Source organism: Aeoliella mucimassa (assembly GCF_007748035.1).
In the GTDB taxonomy this organism is placed as follows: Bacteria; Planctomycetota; Planctomycetia; order Pirellulales; family Lacipirellulaceae; genus Aeoliella; species Aeoliella mucimassa.
On the sequence record NZ_CP036278.1, the window covers coordinates 1 to 16,430 of the forward strand.

At 58.9% G+C, this 16,430-nt stretch carries 15 protein-coding genes; 11 read left to right on the forward strand and 4 right to left on the reverse strand.

The features are described 5' to 3' along the window. Positions 1 to 39: 39 nt before the first annotated feature. From Pan181_RS00005 to Pan181_RS00050, 10 genes are all read left to right on the forward strand, one after another. Positions 40 to 1,098, forward strand: a complete 1,059-nt coding sequence (locus tag Pan181_RS00005) for a DnaA/Hda family protein (protein WP_145244876.1) — start codon at positions 40 to 42, stop codon at positions 1,096 to 1,098. 287 nt (positions 1,099 to 1,385) lie between these two features. Next, positions 1,386 to 2,501: a DNA polymerase III subunit beta gene (dnaN, locus tag Pan181_RS00010; RefSeq protein WP_145244877.1), complete on the forward strand. Its 1,116-nt coding sequence runs from the start codon at positions 1,386 to 1,388 to the stop codon at positions 2,499 to 2,501. Positions 2,502 to 2,542: 41 nt separating this feature from the next. Further along, the gene (locus Pan181_RS00015; protein ID WP_197528724.1) at positions 2,543 to 2,941 is read left to right on the forward strand and encodes a DciA family protein; all 399 of its coding nucleotides are present in this window, start codon (positions 2,543 to 2,545) and stop codon (positions 2,939 to 2,941) included. Positions 2,942 to 3,051: 110 nt separating this feature from the next. Next, entirely contained in the window at positions 3,052 to 5,604 is a 2,553-nt protein-coding gene (locus tag Pan181_RS00020) for a DNA gyrase subunit B (protein ID WP_145244879.1), read from the forward strand. Positions 5,605 to 5,769: 165 nt separating this feature from the next. Then, the gene (locus Pan181_RS00025; RefSeq protein WP_231943707.1) at positions 5,770 to 6,273 is read left to right on the forward strand and encodes a hypothetical protein; all 504 of its coding nucleotides are present in this window, start codon (positions 5,770 to 5,772) and stop codon (positions 6,271 to 6,273) included. Positions 6,274 to 6,357: 84 nt separating this feature from the next. Next, entirely contained in the window at positions 6,358 to 7,113 is a 756-nt protein-coding gene (locus tag Pan181_RS00030; protein WP_145244881.1) for a prepilin-type N-terminal cleavage/methylation domain-containing protein, read from the forward strand. Between the two features lie 117 nt (positions 7,114 to 7,230). Next, on the forward strand, positions 7,231 to 8,070 hold the full coding sequence (locus Pan181_RS00035) for a hypothetical protein (RefSeq protein WP_145244882.1): 840 nt from the start codon (positions 7,231 to 7,233) through the stop codon (positions 8,068 to 8,070). A gap of 73 nt (positions 8,071 to 8,143) precedes the next feature. Continuing rightward, positions 8,144 to 9,190: a hypothetical protein gene (locus tag Pan181_RS00040; RefSeq protein ID WP_145244883.1), complete on the forward strand. Its 1,047-nt coding sequence runs from the start codon at positions 8,144 to 8,146 to the stop codon at positions 9,188 to 9,190. A gap of 49 nt (positions 9,191 to 9,239) precedes the next feature. Beyond that, positions 9,240 to 10,658, forward strand: coding sequence for a sensor histidine kinase (locus Pan181_RS00045; protein WP_145244884.1), 1,419 nt, complete (start codon positions 9,240 to 9,242; stop codon positions 10,656 to 10,658). Further along, positions 10,651 to 12,054, forward strand: coding sequence for a sigma-54-dependent transcriptional regulator (locus Pan181_RS00050; protein WP_145244885.1), 1,404 nt, complete (start codon positions 10,651 to 10,653; stop codon positions 12,052 to 12,054). The genes Pan181_RS00045 and Pan181_RS00050 overlap by 8 nt, the downstream gene beginning before the upstream one ends. A 3-nt stretch (positions 12,055 to 12,057) precedes the next feature. On the opposite strand, the gene Pan181_RS00055 is transcribed toward Pan181_RS00050, so the two are convergent. Beyond that, the gene (locus Pan181_RS00055) at positions 12,058 to 13,491 is read right to left on the reverse strand and encodes an SRPBCC domain-containing protein (protein WP_145244886.1); all 1,434 of its coding nucleotides are present in this window, start codon (positions 13,489 to 13,491) and stop codon (positions 12,058 to 12,060) included. 62 nt (positions 13,492 to 13,553) lie between these two features. Next, positions 13,554 to 13,904 carry an ArsR/SmtB family transcription factor gene (locus Pan181_RS00060; RefSeq protein WP_145244887.1) on the reverse strand — a complete coding sequence of 117 codons (351 nt, stop codon included), beginning with the start codon at positions 13,902 to 13,904 and terminating at the stop codon, positions 13,554 to 13,556. A gap of 159 nt (positions 13,905 to 14,063) precedes the next feature. Here Pan181_RS00060 and Pan181_RS00065 point away from each other — a divergent pair, with 159 nt between their 5' ends. After that, a complete protein-coding gene (locus tag Pan181_RS00065; RefSeq protein ID WP_145244888.1) occupies positions 14,064 to 14,597 on the forward strand; it encodes a hypothetical protein in 534 nt (177 codons plus the stop codon). Positions 14,598 to 14,615: 18 nt separating this feature from the next. Here the strand turns inward: Pan181_RS00065 and Pan181_RS00070 are convergent, their stop codons facing one another. After that, on the reverse strand, positions 14,616 to 15,017 hold the full coding sequence (locus Pan181_RS00070) for a hypothetical protein (RefSeq protein ID WP_145244889.1): 402 nt from the start codon (positions 15,015 to 15,017) through the stop codon (positions 14,616 to 14,618). Positions 15,018 to 15,170: 153 nt separating this feature from the next. Then, complete coding sequence (locus Pan181_RS00075) at positions 15,171 to 16,334, reverse strand: YceI family protein (protein WP_197528725.1); 1,164 nt, start codon at positions 16,332 to 16,334, stop codon at positions 15,171 to 15,173. Positions 16,335 to 16,430 lie beyond the last annotated feature (96 nt).

The following is a 16,430-nucleotide window of genomic DNA, read 5'->3' on the forward strand; positions in this document are numbered from 1 at the left end:
TTGGTCAACGGAGTGTCGACGCTTCCTGTGCCACGTCGGATGCCTCGCGCGCGCCTCACCGCCCGCGACGAAAGTAGCTCTGCGCTCAGCATGCAAGGCTTCGTGGCCGGCGAAGAAAACCGCCTGTTGGTGGCCGTTCTGCAAGCCTGGTGTGCGGTGCTCGAGCACGATTCGGCGCGCACCCGCCGCGAAACGTGGTCGCGGCTCACTAGCCCGCTGGTGCTGGTAGGCTCGACCGGCTGCGGCAAAACTCATTTGGCGGCCGGACTGGCCGACTTGGCGGGCGACGAGCAAGCCTGCTTCGCGGTGGCCAACGACCTGCGTCGCGACTTTGCCGACGCCATCGAAGCCAACCAGGCCCGCGCCTGGCACGATCGCCTGGTTGCGGTGCCGCTGTTGATAATCGACGACCTCGATCATTTGCCGATTCGTGGCAGTTTTCAGCAGGAATTGCTGCATTTACTACAAGATCGCGAAGCGCTCGGCCAGAAGCTCATTGTGACTTCGTCGCGCCCCATTGCCCACCTCGATCAATGGTTGCCCGACCTGGCGAACTGGTTTGCCAGCGGTTTGACGATCGAAATCTCGCCGCTCGGCACGCAAACCCGCCGCGAGCTGTTCGAGCAACTGGCCGCGACCAACCTGTGGCAACTCACCGATTCGGCCCTCGACCTGCTGGTGGAGCAAACCCCGCCAGAACCGCGCGAGCTGTTCCGTCTGGCGGCCGATATGCTTCGCCAGTTTGGCCCCGGCGCCCGCTTCGAGGCCGACACGCTGGCCCACTTCCTGAACAAACGCAAAGAGTCGCACGCCCCGTCGCTCCGCGATATCGTCCGCCTGGTGGCCCGGTATCACGAGATCCCGCTGAAGCAGCTCACCAGTGCTTCGCGCCGCGCGGCGGTCGTGTCGGCCCGCGCCACTGCGATTTACCTAGCCCGTACACTCACCTCCAGTAGTTATGAGCAAATTGGGCAAATACTTGGTGGGCGCGACCACACGACGATCATGCACAACTTCCGAAAAGTCGAGAAATCCCTGCCAAACGAAGCAGCACTTCGCGCGGCGATCGACGACCTGACCCGACTACTGAGAAAATAGACCAATACGTGGATAACCTGTCGATTCGCGGACACCATCGGTGTAGGCAACATTGATGTTGCTCCCGCGCGGCCGACAACACCAAAAAACGGTCGACATTAGGCGACCATGAATCGACCAGCTGCGAACCACTAATCGACGCGTTTTCCACTGTTAAGATATCAACCTAAATCGAATACTCATAAGCACTTACGAATCGCCGTCGGACCCTTATCGACACATTTGTGCGGCTTATAAATAACAACAACAGAATTTAAAATTTAATATTGGACGACGAAGGGATCCTCATGAAGATTGTTGCCAATCGAGAGAAGCTGCTTCACGCATTTCAGACCGTCGCCCCGGTAGCTCCTACTCGTAGCCCCAAGGCAATCCTGCAAAACATCAAGCTCGATGTGGCGGCCGACGCCTGCACGCTGATGGCAACCGACCTCGAAGTAGGGATTCGTTTTGCTGTCGAAGGCATTGAAGTCGAGCAGCCAGGTACCGTGCTGCTGCGGACCGATAAGCTGGTATCCATCCTCCGCGAGTCGAGCGACGAGACGATCGAGATCGAAGCCGATGGCAAGCACACCACGGTGAAAGGCTCGCGCAGTAAGTTCAACCTGCCAGTGGCGAATCCCAGCGAGTACCCGCCGGTGCCGAGCTTCGACGAATCGTCGTGCTACGAAGTTCCCGCGCGGCTGCTCAAGGAACTGATTCGCCGCACGCTGTTCGCGACCGACAACGAGAGCAGTCGCTACGCGTTGGGCGGCATCAAGCTCGAAAGCGATGGCGAAACGCTCATCGCCATTGGTACCGATGGTCGCCGACTGTCGAAGATGGAAGGCCCGATCAACAAAGTGGGCGACCCCATGGAGTTCGGCGAAGCGACCATCGTGCCGGCTGGTTCGATGCGATTGATCGAGCGAACCGTCAACGACGATGATGCCGAAGTGCAAATCGCGGTGCGACAGAACGAAGTGCTGGTGAAGACCCCACGGGCGACCATCTACACGCGGTTACTCGAAGGGCGTTTTCCTGGCTGGCGCGATGTGTTCCCGACTCGCAGCGAGTCGGCCAAGATCGAACTCTCGGTCGGCCCGTTCGGCGCGGCAGTTCGTCAGGCTGCCATTGTCACGAGCGACGAAAGCCGCGGTGTTGATTTCTCCTTTGGCAACGGCACTTTGGTGCTGGCCGGTAAGACAGCCGACATCGGCCAGTCGCACGTGGAACTCCCCATCAGCTACGACGGCGACGACATCACGATTGCCCTCGATCCACGCTATATGCTCGACTTCCTCAAAGTGCTCGACGCCGAGAAGACGTTTACGCTCGATCTCGAAAATGGCGATGCCGCAGCGGTCTGCAGCACCGACGATGGCTACGGCTACGTGGTGATGCCGCTCGCCCGCGATCGGTAAGAGCTTCGGTAGTCGTTGGCCAGGTTGCCGACCATGGATGCTTGAGTCACAGAAACCCCAAACGCGAAATGCAAGACGAAACCACGGAAAAACTCGACTACCTGATGCGTCGCGCCGACTGGCAACGCAAGCGGTTTTATGCGCGCGAGCCGCAAGCACTCGGCAAGGTGCTCGCGCAAGTGGTGATTCAAAACCGCTACGCTTGCAACGATGCAAACGTAGCGCTGGTGGAAGCATGGGAGCGGGTGGTCGGCAACCAGTTTGCCAAGCGAAGTCGACCGACCGGAATCAAACGAGGCAAGTTCGAAGTAACCGTTGCCCACTCGGCGATAGCCCAGGAACTGAGCTTCGATCAGATCCGCATTGTCAAACAACTGCAACAAGCGATACCCGAAGCCAAGATCACCGGCTTGCGATTCCGTGTGGGGCCGATCGGCTAGCCCCGCCCGAAGCATCTGGCCGAACGAGCGATTGACCACGGCCGTTTGACTTCGCATGTCAAATCAAACAACAAAAAACACACCATTACTTATACCTGCGAAAGCGACAGATGGCAGACGAAAACGAAGCGTACGGATTGACTCCCGAAGAAGAGGCTCAGCCGGACGGGGCGATTAAGCGTAGCCTGGCCAACAGCGAATACAACGCAGAAGACCTGGAACACTTAAGCGACCTGGAGCACGTTCGCGAACGCCCCAGTATGTACATCGGCGATACCACCGCGCGTGGTTTGCATCACCTGGTGTACGAAGTGGTCGATAACTCCATCGACGAAGCGATGGCCGGCTACGCCAATGAAGTGCAGGTAATCATCAACGGCGATGGATCGGTAACCGTTGAAGACGACGGCCGTGGCATCCCAGTGGAGCGCCATGCTCAGCTCTCCGAGTTGATGGATCGCGAAGTCTCCACGCTCGAAGGCGTGATGACCGTGCTGAAGTTCGGTGGTAAGTTCTCCAAAGGTGCTTATCAGACCTCCGGTGGTTTGCACGGCGTCGGTGTGACCGTGGTGAACTTTCTGAGCGAATGGTCGGAAGTCGATGTCTCGCGCGACGGGCACGTGCATCATCAGGAGTACGAACGAGGGGTGCCGAAGGGCCCGGTTCGCCGAGTGGGAGCTACCAAGAAACGAGGCACACGCACCACGTTTAAACCCGATCCGCAGATTTTTCAAACGACCAAGTACAACTACTCGACGTTGCTCAAGCGGTTGCAGGAACTGGCCTTCCTGAACCAAGGCGTGCGCATCACGATTACCGACGCCCGCACCGGCGAAACGGAGTCGTTCCAGTACGAAGATGGTATCCGCCAGTTCGTGGAGCATCTGAACCGGGCAAGCGAAGCGGTGCATCCCGATGTGCTCTATGTTTCGGGCGAATTGGAAGGGGTGACGGTCGAGATTGCACTGCAATACTCCAGCGAATTCACCGAAAACGTCCACTCGTACGTCAACAACATCAACACCACCGAAGGTGGTACTCACATGTCGGGCTTCCGCTCGGCACTCACGCGTTGCTTGAACAACTACGGTAAAAACGCTGGTATGTTCAAGGATCTGGTTCCCTCGGGCGACGACGTACGCGAAGGTCTTACCGCGGTGATTAGCTGCCGGGTGCCACATCCGCAGTTCGAAGGCCAAACCAAAACCAAACTCGGCAACGGCGAAGTCGAAGGCATCGTCAACTCGATCTTCGGCGAGTTCCTTTCCAAGTATTTTGAGGAGAATCCCAAAACAGCAAAGACGATTGTTAATAAAGCAATCACCGCGGTCGAAGCCCGCGAAGCGGCCCGCAAAGCCAAGGCGTTGCTCCGCGAGCGCAAGGGTGCCCTCTCTGGCGGTGGTTTGCCGGGCAAGCTTCGCGACTGTTCGAGCAAGGATGTCGATAAGTGCGAACTGTTCCTTGTGGAAGGTGATTCGGCCGGTGGATCGGCCGAAGGTGGTCGCATGCGGGAGTACCAGGCGATTCTTCCCTTGCGGGGTAAGATTATCAACGCGTACAAAAGCCGCGAAGATAAAGTGCTGGCGAGCGAAGAAATTCGCAACATGATTTCCGCGGTCGGCATCGGCATCGGGGCCGAGCAAGACGTGACCAAACGTCGTTACGGCCGGGTTGTGATCATGACCGACGCCGACGTCGACGGTTCGCACATTCGCACGCTGCTGCTGACGTTCTTCTATCGCCAGATGTACGACCTGGTTGCCCGCGGCCACGTGTACGTCGCCCAGCCGCCACTGTTCCGGGTGCGGAAGGGGAAGAAGACCACGTACGTGCAGACCGAAGAAGAAATGAAAACCCAACTGCTCGACCTCGGTCTCGGCGATTCGGTGTTCGATCCCGGCGATGGTCGCATGATCGATGGTGAGAACATGAGCAAGCTGGTCCGCACGCTGGCCGCGCTGGAAGATGCCATCCTCGCCCTCGAACGGCGAGGCATCGGCCTGAAGCTGCACGCAGTACGGCAAGATCCCGTGAGCGGCAAGCTGCCAGTGTTCCACGTGCTGCTCGGTTCGGCCGAACATTGGTTCAAGGATCGCGACGAGCTCGACGAGTTCGTCAAGCAGCAGGAAGAATCGACCGAAGGCGAGCTCGTGATCGACTCCGGCACAGCGGGACTGCAAATCGACAACAACGAAAACGGGGAGGCCAGCGAATCGCCCGAAGTGCCAGTGACGCGACTGCGAATCATCGAACTGCACGAGGTGCGAACCATCAACACGTTGCTGGGCGATCTGCGAGAGATGGGTTTCGAGATCGATGCGTTGATTCCTCAGGAGCGGACCGGCGAAGAAGGTTCGCGTTACACGCTCCGTCGGGGCGACAACGAAACCGGCCTGGAAGACCTCCGCGGCCTGCCAGGAGCCATTCGCTCGGCGGGTGAAAAAGGGTTGCAGATCACCCGCTTTAAGGGGCTGGGCGAAATGAACGCCGAGGAACTTCGCGAAACCACGCTCGACCCCGGTAACCGCACGCTGATGCAGGTTCGCATGGAAGATGCCGGGGCGGCCGACGATTTGTTCCGCGTGTTGATGGGCGACCAGGTGGAGCCCCGCCGGGAGTTCATCCAGAAGCACGCGCTCGACGTCAGGAATCTTGACGTCTAACTGCTGTCGCAAAACAAGCACAACAGGAACCGAAGGGACGCCGCCCGTGCCCCTTCGGTATCCCCCATTTTGCTTATTTTGCCAACATGCTTTCGCTCCGGCCGATCCTGTGGCATACTGTGGACCCTCGGTGCGCCTGCGGCGACGTGCACCTTCGTCCCACCTTTGCTTGGCTCCCACGTTCTCATGGTCCGCTCGCGACTCGTCAAAACGACGGCCCTGCTGCTTGCCATGTTGCACACCATGGTGGGAGCAGCCGGTGAGTCGCTGCACCATTGGCAGTTGTCGCTACTGGCCACGAGTCACGCGGCCGCTCACGCTGCGGACCTCCACTCGACGACCCATCGTCATGTCGAGCAGTATGGCCATGTGCATGGTCCCGACTTTCACTGGCATCTGCACACTCACGAGGTCGAAGAGACTTCGCAGGAGCACGCACCAGACGTCGCTGGCCCGGCAGCCCGGGCGACGCTCACCCCGCACGAGCCCCACGCCTGCCCTGCGTTATCGCTGATCGCCAGCTTAAAGCACTCGGCCGCTTTGCCGGCGCTGGTGCAACCGACGAATCTCAACGGTCAGTTTCTCCGGGTCGTTGTTTGGCGACCTCGCGCATTGGACGCCATCTCCGCCTGTTTACCGCGGGGACCTCCCTCAAACTCCCTGGCGTAACGAACTTTCATCTCGAAAGACTCATGCATCGGCATGAGTGTTAGCCACGGCACCCAATTGGTGCTCGGGGAAAGGATGCATGCTATGCGCAAGCCATCTGGCTTCACGCTCGTGGAGTTGTTGGTTGTGATTGCGATCATTGGTGTCTTGGTAGCACTGCTGTTGCCGGCGATTCAGTCGGCCCGCGGTAGTGCCCGGCGCACCCAATGCGCAAACAACATGCGGCAGTTAGGGTTGGCCATTCATCAGTACGCCGAGACGCACGACGGTCGGTTTCCGCTGATGGCTTACCACAATGCCGATCAAAGCAACTCGGCCGAGGAAGCCAAGTCTTGGATCGCGACCTTGGCGCCTTATACGGAAAACGTCGATGAATTGCGGTTATGCTCCGAGGATGTGTCTCGCCTGGAGAAACTCGAAGACACCGCGACCAGTTACGCCATGAATGGCTACCTGCGCGAACCAAAGCAGGTCGATACTACCGGTCTACCGCCGGTGCTAGCGCAAGCGGTTCGCCAGTCGAACGAGGGGCTGATGAGCAGTCTCTACGATCTGCGACAGACGCACGACACGTTGTTGATGGTCGAAGGAGTCGCCGCGCGGCTCAGTATGCACTACGACCACGTGCATTCGTATGCCTGGTTCACGGAGGTGAATCTCGCGAATCGTGGGGCCCCTCACTTTGCCATTCTCTCGGAAGTCGAGAAGGAGATCGCGCTCGACCGCCATGGAGGAAAGGTCGCCAATTACCTGTACGCCGATGGGCATGTGCAGGTGATTTCGCAACAACAAATTGCTGAGTGGTGTGCCGAAGGCACCAACTTCGCCTTGCCTCGCTAGTCGCTAGGCCCTGCTGCGCGAAGTTCACCACTCCTGTCACCGAACGCTGTATTGCGTGTGCTGCAAATTTGCAGCGGCACGACACACGGGACGTTCGTCTTCCAATGATACTACCTAATGAATGAGAATCTAATGAATCTATCTATATTACGAGTGGCGTTGGTTTGTCTGGTCGGCGGTGCAATAGCGAGCTTCGCCAACGAGTCACTTGCCCACGGCGGCGGAGGCGACATCGCTTTGTTCCAGACCGATGGCCAAGTCGACGTTGGTTTTGCCGTGCTCGACGATAACGACGAAGAACAAGAGTACTTCGACCCCACCGTTAGCGTGTTTCAAGCGGTACTGATTCCGCATACCCCCAGCAGCGGTCTGCTCGGCGTGCCTTACACGTTTGCGACGCAGGAACCAGGTTTCGACGCGAATGAAGGTTCGCTGCCGGCGCTGGCAAACATGTACGCGAATGTCTCCGATGTTTGGTACTGGGATGGTTCCGGCGAGCTTGATTTCCAGCCCGCGAGCACTGTGCAGGTGACCGGCGGGTACGCTCCGATGCCGCAGGACACCGACATCGATGGCGGCCACCACTCGCACCCCTGGTTTGGCGTGGTCGGCGATAGCGACGTGCCCAACGGCATCTATCTGGCGAAAGCGACCGTGAGCATCGACACACTCGAAGAGTCCGATCCTTACTATCTGGTGACTCTCAAGGACGACACGCTTTACACCGGCAATGCCGAATCGGATGCCAATAACGGTGTCGCGGTTGGTGAGCTGGTGCGAGAATACCTCGATGGAACGCTCGCCGAAGCCCCCGTGTACCAAGGCACCGACTACACGTTCTACGCCGACGCGGTGAGCTTCGCTCGCACGCTCCCCGTGCCCGAGCCGACCAGCGGGCTGCTGCTCACAGCGGCTGGACTCGCGGTGGCGATCGGTTCGCGGATGCGTCGTGCCTAACCAACCTTCCTTCACCTCGGAATCGCACGCTCGTCGGGTGGTTCCGAGGTGCTTTCTCTTTGAGGAACGAACCATGCGATGCATGATTACCACCATCGCGGTGCTAGCTATCGCCGGATTGATTGGTGCGAGTGATTGCCAGGCCCACAACGGAGGGGTTTTGCTGCAACTGCGGAATGGTCAAATCGATGTCGGGGCCGACTCGGAACAAACGGGGATGCCGCCGAACTTCGAGACCAACGTATTCACCAGTCTGCTCAACAGCGTGACTTACGCCCAGGATTTGCCGTCGTATCTGTCGTTGTCGAATCCACCGGAGGGAACCGAGGCGTTGCCGAAAGGAACCGACATCTATTGGGACTTCCTGCCAATGACCATCAACGGGGCGACTTCGAACCTGTGGTACTGGGATGGCCAAGGTACCTCGATCGACAGCGTTCAGTTCGAGCAAGTCCCGCAGGCAGGCGTGACGATGAGCTTGTACAACATCGACGACTCGCAGTCGGCCACCGTAACTGGCACTGCCGAGTTGGTGCCTGGTGCCTTGCTCGGCACGACCTCGACCACCGACGATCGCTTGCGACTGCACTATCACAACTATTACCTGCTCGACGATGGCGACGGGGTGCTGCCGACCACGGTGCCGGAGGGGGCGTACCTGATCGCCATGCGGCTGCGAATGGCGGGAGCCACCCCGTCGGATCCGTTCTTCGTGCTTGCCAGCACCTTTCCACTCGCGAGTAACTCGTTGGAATCGGTCGAGGCTGCCTACGCCTGGGTCGATGCGAATCAGCACGAGCTGATTTTGCCAGGCGACTACAATTACGACGGGCAGGTGGATCTCGACGACTACGCGGTCTGGAAAGAACAGTTCGGCAGCGACCTTACCAACTTTGCCGGCGGCAACCTGGCCGATGGTAACAGCGATGGTCAGGTCGACCTGGCCGACTATACGGTATGGCGCGACCATTTGATGGATCCCGCAGTTGCCCCCACCATGGCCGCAGTGCCCGAGCCATCCACCAAACCCCTACTGCTGATGTGTCTATTGATAGCCGGCGTGCTTTCTGGCAAACGAGCAAGGCATCCGGCAAAACCGGTGGGTATACTCAAAGATTGAAGCCCTGTTATTACTGGGAGTCCCTTTCCCTGCTTGGAGTCACCGCGCGTTGCGTCTGCCCATTCGTTATCAGTTCATGGTGCCGTTGATCGTGGTGGCCCTCGCCAGTTTGGCCGCCATCTCGGCCTACTATGCACGTCGGGCGACGATCGACACCCGCACTCGCGTCGAGGAGCAACTGCAAGGCGTGGCCGCGGTGCTGGCAGGCAGTGGCTTCCCCCTGACCGACGCGGTGCTGCACGACATGAGCCATTTGGCCGGAGCCGAGTTTGTACTCGTGAACTCCCGCGGGCTGCCAGTGGCTTCGAGCCATGAAGAGGAAGTGGGCAATGTCGACTCGCTCAGCGGCAAGCCAGTTGCCAAGCATGCCGAAGAGGTTTCGCTCGGAGAAGTGGTCGAACTCAATGGCGTGTTCTACTACCTGGCGAGTTTGCAGATGGCCGACCGTCGGGGTGGCGATTCCACTCAGGTGCTCCACATGCTGTTTCCACAGGGCGACTTCAATACTGCCTGGCGGGCGGTGTTTCTGCCGCCGCTGTTGGTCGGTATGGCCACCGTGCTGGCGGTGGTACTCACCACGCAGTTCATTGCGGCCCGCATCAATCGCGTGCTCGGCCAACTCGGTACCGAGGTCGAGCGACTAGCCGATGGGGATTTCTCGCCAGTGGAAGTGCCGGAGGTCAAAGACGAAACTCAGGACCTGGCCATTGCCGTGAATCGCACCGCCCAGCGGCTGGTCGACTACGAAGCCGAAACCCGTCGCACCGAGCAAATGCGAACGCTTGGGATCTTGGGTTCGGGCCTCGCCCACGAGATGCGTAACGCGGCAACCGGTTGTCGCATGGCAGTGGAACTACACCGCGAGGTTTGCCAGAGCGAAGGGGACGACGACAGCCTGCAGATGGCCATGCAGCAACTCCAACTCATGGAGCGTCAATTACAGAAGTATTTACGACTCGGCAAGCGGTCGGATCGCGAACAAAAGTCGCTCGTAGATCTCCGCGAGTTGGTTGGCGACCTGATTGGGTTGGTTCGCTCGTCGGCCAAGCACGCTGGGATCGATCTCGTTTGGCAGCCACCCGCCGACCCCACGCAGGCGATGGCCGACCCCGAACAGCTCAGCCAGGCGGTGATGAATCTGGTGCTCAACGCGATGGATGCCGCTCGGCAACGTTCCGCTACCACTGGAACCAATGGTTACGTTCGGGTTGAACTTACTAGGGATTCTGCGTGTCCCCATGTAAAACTAGTAGTCTCTGATTCGGGCGACGGGCCACCCGATCGGTTGTCCGAATCGCTATTTGAGCCTTTTGTCTCCGATAAGCCGGAAGGAGTCGGTCTCGGGCTAGCGGTTACCCGCGATATCGCAGAGAATTGCGGAGGGAGTCTTACATGGCATCGCGTTGACAATGAGACTCAATTCGTGATGAGCATCCCCCTAAGTAATGAAGCGGCCGACCATGCCTAGTATCCTGATAGTCGACGACGAACAAAGCATTTGCTGGGGAATCGCTAAGCTCGCCCGCCAGATCGGCTGCGAAGTCGGTACTGCTGCGTCGGCCGAAGAAGGGCTGAAACTGGCTGCCGAGTCGCCTTACGACTTGGTGGTGCTCGACGTCCGCCTGCCCGGGATGGACGGACTGACCGCCTTCGAGCAATTTCGCAAAACGCTCGGGCAGGTCCCGATCATCATCATCACCGCGTTCGGCGACATCGATACCGCGGTTCGGGCGGTTCGGAGCGGGGCGTTTGAGTATCTGGTGAAGCCTTTCGACCTGGCGTCGATTCGCTCGGCCATCCAGCGGGCGCTCGAGTACACCCCGCCAGCCGAGGTCCCTGCGGCCGAAGCAGTGCCATCGAGCCCCGATAAGCTCATCGGGCAAACTCCCATCATGCAGGAACTGTTCAAGCAGATCGCACTGGTCGCGGCAACCGATACCAGTGTGGTACTGCAAGGCGAGAGCGGTGTCGGCAAGGAAGTCGTCGCGCGGGCTATCCATCGCCATAGCATTGCTTCCGACCAACCCTTTGTCGCTGTGAACATTGCTGCGCTAAGCCCATCGTTGGCCGAATCGGAACTGTTCGGGCACACCGCCGGGGCGTTTACCGGAGCCAGCCGCGCCCGCGATGGTCTGTTGGTACAAGCCAACGGCGGCACGCTGTTCCTCGACGAAGTGGCCGACATTCCGTTGCCACTGCAGGTCAAATTGTTACGAGCGGTCGAAGAGGGCGAAGTGTTGCCGGTGGGTGCCGATCAACCAGTGCAAACCCGGTTCCGCATCATCGGTGCGTCGCATCAGTCGCTCAAACAGTGCGTGCAATCGGGAACGTTTCGTCACGACTTGTATTTCCGGTTAGCCGCGTTCGAAATCACCATTCCACCACTTCGCGAGCGGGCGAACGATATTCCGCTCCTCGCGCAGCACTTTGCAGCACGCCGACCTCATGCCCCGCAGACCTTCAGCGACCCTGCCATCGTGGAGCTCCGTCGCCGACCTTGGCATGGCAATGTTCGCGAACTGCGGAATGCGGTGGAGCACGCCCAGGTGGTATGCCGGTCGGGGGTGATCACGCCTGAGCATCTCCCCACCCCGCACCCTGCTCTGGGCGACGACACGGTGACCACAGCAGATGTGCAAACCCAGTTGGCCGAGTTGTTGTTCCGCCGGGCTGAGGAACTGCTGAACGACCCCGAAGCCACCGGCAACGTGCACAGCCTGCTACTCAGCGAAGTCGAACGCCCGCTCTTGCTGCGAGCGATGAACCATTACGCCAACGAATACGCCCCCGCCGCCCGGGCGCTCGGGCTGCATCGCACCACGCTCAAAAAGAAGCTGGACGATTACGAAGTAAGCGAGTCGTAAGCACTACTTGTCCATCACCAGTAGCAATTCGCCGAGACGATCCATCGATTCGGTCGCGCCCGACTCCATGCCCGAACCCATGTGACCATCGCGAGATTCGACCGAGTCGTACTTGATGTGGTTCACCAACAGGGTCTGGCCATCGGTTTCGGTGAGCGTGATCGTTTCGATCGAGGGATGATCGCGAATGAAGTCGACATCGTAGATGAACGTATTCGCGTAACGATTCGGCGAGTCGATCTCCAAGTACTCACCGCAAAAGGGATGCTCGGTGCCGTCGGGCGCGCGTTGCACGATCCGCCATTGCCCCCCGACGCGGAAGTCAACCTCGCACGTGGTGCACTCGAACTCTCGGCAGCCCCACCATCGCTGTAGATGTTCCGCTGAAGTGAGCGCCTGGAACACCAATTCTCGAGGGGCATCGAACCGTCGGGTCAGCTCCACTTCGGTATCCGATAACACCTTCAAACTCAGTGCATAGGGATCGGTACCAGTGAGCAACTGCAGGTGATCGTCCATGCAATCGAAGCTCGATCCCCATCCCTCGGTAACTCCCATCTTCGCATGCTGCTCGCGACTTTCGACCGAGTCGTGCTCGATCAACATCGTGAGTCGTGTTTGCTCGCCGAGATCGTCGAACAGAAACGAGGTGATGATGCCAGTTGGCAAGTCGGCTCCACCGGCGTCGAAGCCCTCGTCGAACTCATCGGTCATCACCAGTTTCTCGCCCCGCTCGAGTTCGAGCACCTGACCTTTCACCGGATACTGGGCGCCATCGGGGCCAGTCATCACGTACTTGCAGGTTCCGCCGACGCGAAAATCGTACTCGGTCACCGTGGTGTCGAATCCACGCGGGCCCCACCATTGGGTAATATGCTCGGGCCGGGTGAACGCACTCCAGACCAGCGGCCGAAGAGCGTCGAACACTCGCGTAATCACAATGGTGCGCGTCGCCCGCGGTTCGGTAAATGCCGCCCAGCGAGCGAGCGATTGCTGACCACCCTCGAGCGCGCCGTACTGCTCGATCACACGCTGCACTTCTTCAGGCGAGGGGAACGTGTTGCGGAGGGTGACTTTGGTTTGCGATTCGCTCAGCTTCTCAAGCGTGATCTGCGAAGTGAACGACACCCCGCCCGATTCTTCATCACCGCCCGCATGCTTGTAAGCCAGTCGCTCGGGAGCAACCACTTCGGTGAAGACACTCTTGTTCGGATAGTCGGTGCCATCCGGCCCGTGCATCATGTGCTTCCAAGTGCCACCCACGCGAAGCTCGTACCGCTCGGTGGTGGTCGTGAACCCCTCGGGACCCCACCACTCGCCGATGTGTTTGGGATCGGTCAGCACCGACCACACCAGCTCCCGCGGCGCATCGAACGTGCGGGTGATGATCATCTCGCATCCCGAAACCTGTGCATCGCTTTGCGTATCAGCAGCCACGGTTGAACTCCTGTGAGTATCGTTATTGTTGGTTCGTCGATCCACTTGTTGAGAAGCTACGACTACTTCTTCTTGCGTGGCGGTTGTTTTGCTTTTTGCAGTTCCTGCAAGTAGTCGTCCAGGCGGTCGAAGCGGTCCTCCCACATCTGCCGATACTGGGCGATCCAGTCCGATGCGACCTTCAGCGGCGCGGGATCGAGCTTGCACGGCCGCCGTTGGGCGTCGCGGGTACGCTCGATCAAACCCGCCCGCTCCAGCACCTTCAGGTGCTTCGAAATCGCTGGCAAACTGAGTTCGAACGGCTCGGCCAGCTCGTTTACCGTCGCTTCTCCGCTCGCTAAATGCAGCAGAATCTCGCGCCGGGTGGGATCGGCCAGAGCAGAAAACGTTGAGCTAAGGGAATCAGTGACCACGTTATTTACCGTTGGGTTAATTAACTAATCGGTAAAGTAACGTCCCGACTCCATTTCGTCAACCATTTATTCCCACTACGATCGCACCCCTCACTGCGGGTACACTAGAGCGATCGACCGGACTATTGCTTTTCCAAATCGGAACAGGGGGCTGTCACGATGGGCTTATTCAGTTTCTTAGGGCGGAAATCCAAGGCACCGCCGTCGGCCGACGATGGTCTTTCGCCCGACTACGCGTTTGCTCACTACGCACTGCGAATGTTCGCGCTCGCGCAGCCGCTTGAGTTTCTCGCCATCGTCATGTCGCCTGACAGCAAGTTGTTCTTTGAAGATGTGCTCGACAACGTTGCCGAGAACTGTGGTCGCAAGACGTCGTTCGACGCCGACGCGATTCGCGTGCAGCCGGTCCGAATCGGTGACTACTCCTGTGCGGTAGTCGAATTGCCCGACCCGCACGAGATAGCCCACGCCCACATGGTGGCGTTGGTCGCGTTGATCGACACGCCCGACATCCGCGAAGGCGAGCCGGTCGACGCCCGGTACTTTACGCTCGAAAAGGGTTTTCAACTCGATAACACTCCGCGGACAGTTCTTTGTGAATGGGATACGAGCAGCCACTCCAACTACGGCGACGGCCCCCGGCCGAACGTCGAGGAGTTCGTGCAAGCCATCGGTCAGTTGCTGAAGATCTAACTCTCCCAGTTTCAACCGCTAGATCGACGAAGGGTCGGCCCCCAGCAAGCCGACTTTGATGTTGTTGTTGCGGAGGATCGTGGTCGCTTTGCCGTTGACGATCAGCAGAATCAGCAGACCCAAGAGCGGTACCAGGCAAAGGAATCCCAGAATGATCCCCAGCACGGTTCCATAGGTTTTGACCGCCAGCAAAAAGGTGAACACCGCCCCCGCAATGGCGGCCGCAAATGCGACTAAACCCACGATGAGTACCACTTCTGCTGGAACAGCAAACTGAGCGAAAACAGCACAGAAGTATAACAGTATGCAGACCAAGATACCCTTCTGATACTGGGCAACTTTACGGAGGTCGTCGCGGTCACCGCTCAGCAATCCGGTGACTTGTTGTTCTTGAGGTGACTCGAAGGGATTACTGGACATTGGTGTGTACCGCAGATGAGAGTAAGGATGATAAGCAGGTCACAAATACCCACTCTCGGTTGAGGGTGGGGTGAACTACTGAATATCCTACCACGGAGCGATCACGCCACAAACAACAAAACGCCTGCCAGCAAGCGGTTTTGTCGCGCCGTGTTACTTCACCATGTTTGCGACGGCCGCGTCGAACTCTTTCAGATTGGCCGCGTCGAGATCCACCCAATTGGCGACCACTTTGTAGTCTTTGTAGATCATGACCGTGTTGTTGACTTCGGGATCAATCTGGTACGCAGCCAAATCTTTCAGACCAGTTTGGGCGTCGGGATAGCAGAGCGCGGTCCGCTTCAAGCCTTGCTCGGTCGCAAGCGTTTCCAACCGACCCGGCGAGGCATCCAGCACCGCGACAAACCCCTTCAGTTCGGCCGACTGATGCTTGGCCAGCAGCTTCTCAACATCGGCAACCAGCTTCTCGGTGGTCGCCCCATCTTTGGCAAACACCACGATGGCTGGCCGCGCCAAGTAAGTGCAGAGCGGGCAGGTACGCGTTCCCTTATCAGGTCCCGAAACATGCATCGGAGTCCACGGCTCGACCGACTGACCAACTGCCAGGCCCGACTTGGGAGCCTCGCCCGTTTCGGCGGGAGTCGCTTTCTCTTCGCTTGGTGCTTCCTTCACTTTGTCGGTTGCCTGACCGACGACCACATGCACGTCGACCAGCTTGGCAACGCCGTCAAGGTGATCCGACATGCCGAACGCGGTGCGATCGAGCTTGAACTCGCTATCGAGCACTATGCCCTCTTCCGAGTAACGCACCTTCGCGGGAAAAGTGATCTCGCTATCAGTGCCATGCATGTTCATCACGCCGGTCACGTCCACCATGCCTGGCTTGTCGGCCGGCTCAATCTTGGTGCTCTTGAACGACGCGGTCGGGTACTCTTCGACATGAAAGAAGTCGGCCGCTTGCAGATGCTGCGTGAGCTTATCGAACTCGGTCCAGATCGAACCAATCTCGAACTCCACGCTGATGGTCTTCAGCGCATCGCCTTCCACTACCAGCACCCCTTGGAACTTCTTGAAGCCCCCCAGGCGTGGTTTCGGATCGTTGCCGGTGTGGATCCCAACAAAGTCGACGCGGGTGTTCGCCGGGCCGATCTTGGCCGTGGTTCCTTCGACCGCGACTGGTACGATCTTCGTTTCCTCCGCGGGCTCCTGATCGGCAAACGCCAATCCGCCGAGTTCCACCACACCGGCTGCGACCACAAACGCAACACAGCAAACCAGTGCAGCAAGGGTAAGCTTGGAGCTAGAAACGCGCATCATCAACCTCTTGAAGGAATCGCAGGGTGGGCAAAGCGGCGGGCGTCGGTGGTAGTCGCTACAAATCGCGCTACCGGTAGGGTCACGCATTGTAGCGAA

Coding starts and splice junctions, on each gene's coding strand:
- Pan181_RS00005 (WP_145244876.1), top strand. CDS start 40: ATGCCTCGCGCGCGCCTCACCGCCCGCGACGAAAGTAGCTCTGCGCTC.
- dnaN (WP_145244877.1), top strand. CDS start 1,386: ATGAAGATTGTTGCCAATCGAGAGAAGCTGCTTCACGCATTTCAGACC.
- Pan181_RS00020 (WP_145244879.1), top strand. CDS start 3,052: ATGGCAGACGAAAACGAAGCGTACGGATTGACTCCCGAAGAAGAGGCT.
- Pan181_RS00030 (WP_145244881.1), top strand. CDS start 6,358: ATGCGCAAGCCATCTGGCTTCACGCTCGTGGAGTTGTTGGTTGTGATT.
- Pan181_RS00035 (WP_145244882.1), top strand. CDS start 7,231: ATGAATGAGAATCTAATGAATCTATCTATATTACGAGTGGCGTTGGTT.
- Pan181_RS00040 (WP_145244883.1), top strand. CDS start 8,144: ATGCGATGCATGATTACCACCATCGCGGTGCTAGCTATCGCCGGATTG.
- Pan181_RS00050 (WP_145244885.1), top strand. CDS start 10,651: ATGCCTAGTATCCTGATAGTCGACGACGAACAAAGCATTTGCTGGGGA.
- Pan181_RS00065 (WP_145244888.1), top strand. CDS start 14,064: ATGGGCTTATTCAGTTTCTTAGGGCGGAAATCCAAGGCACCGCCGTCG.
- Pan181_RS00070 (WP_145244889.1), bottom strand. CDS start 15,017: ATGTCCAGTAATCCCTTCGAGTCACCTCAAGAACAACAAGTCACCGGA.
- Pan181_RS00075 (WP_197528725.1), bottom strand. CDS start 16,334: ATGATGCGCGTTTCTAGCTCCAAGCTTACCCTTGCTGCACTGGTTTGC.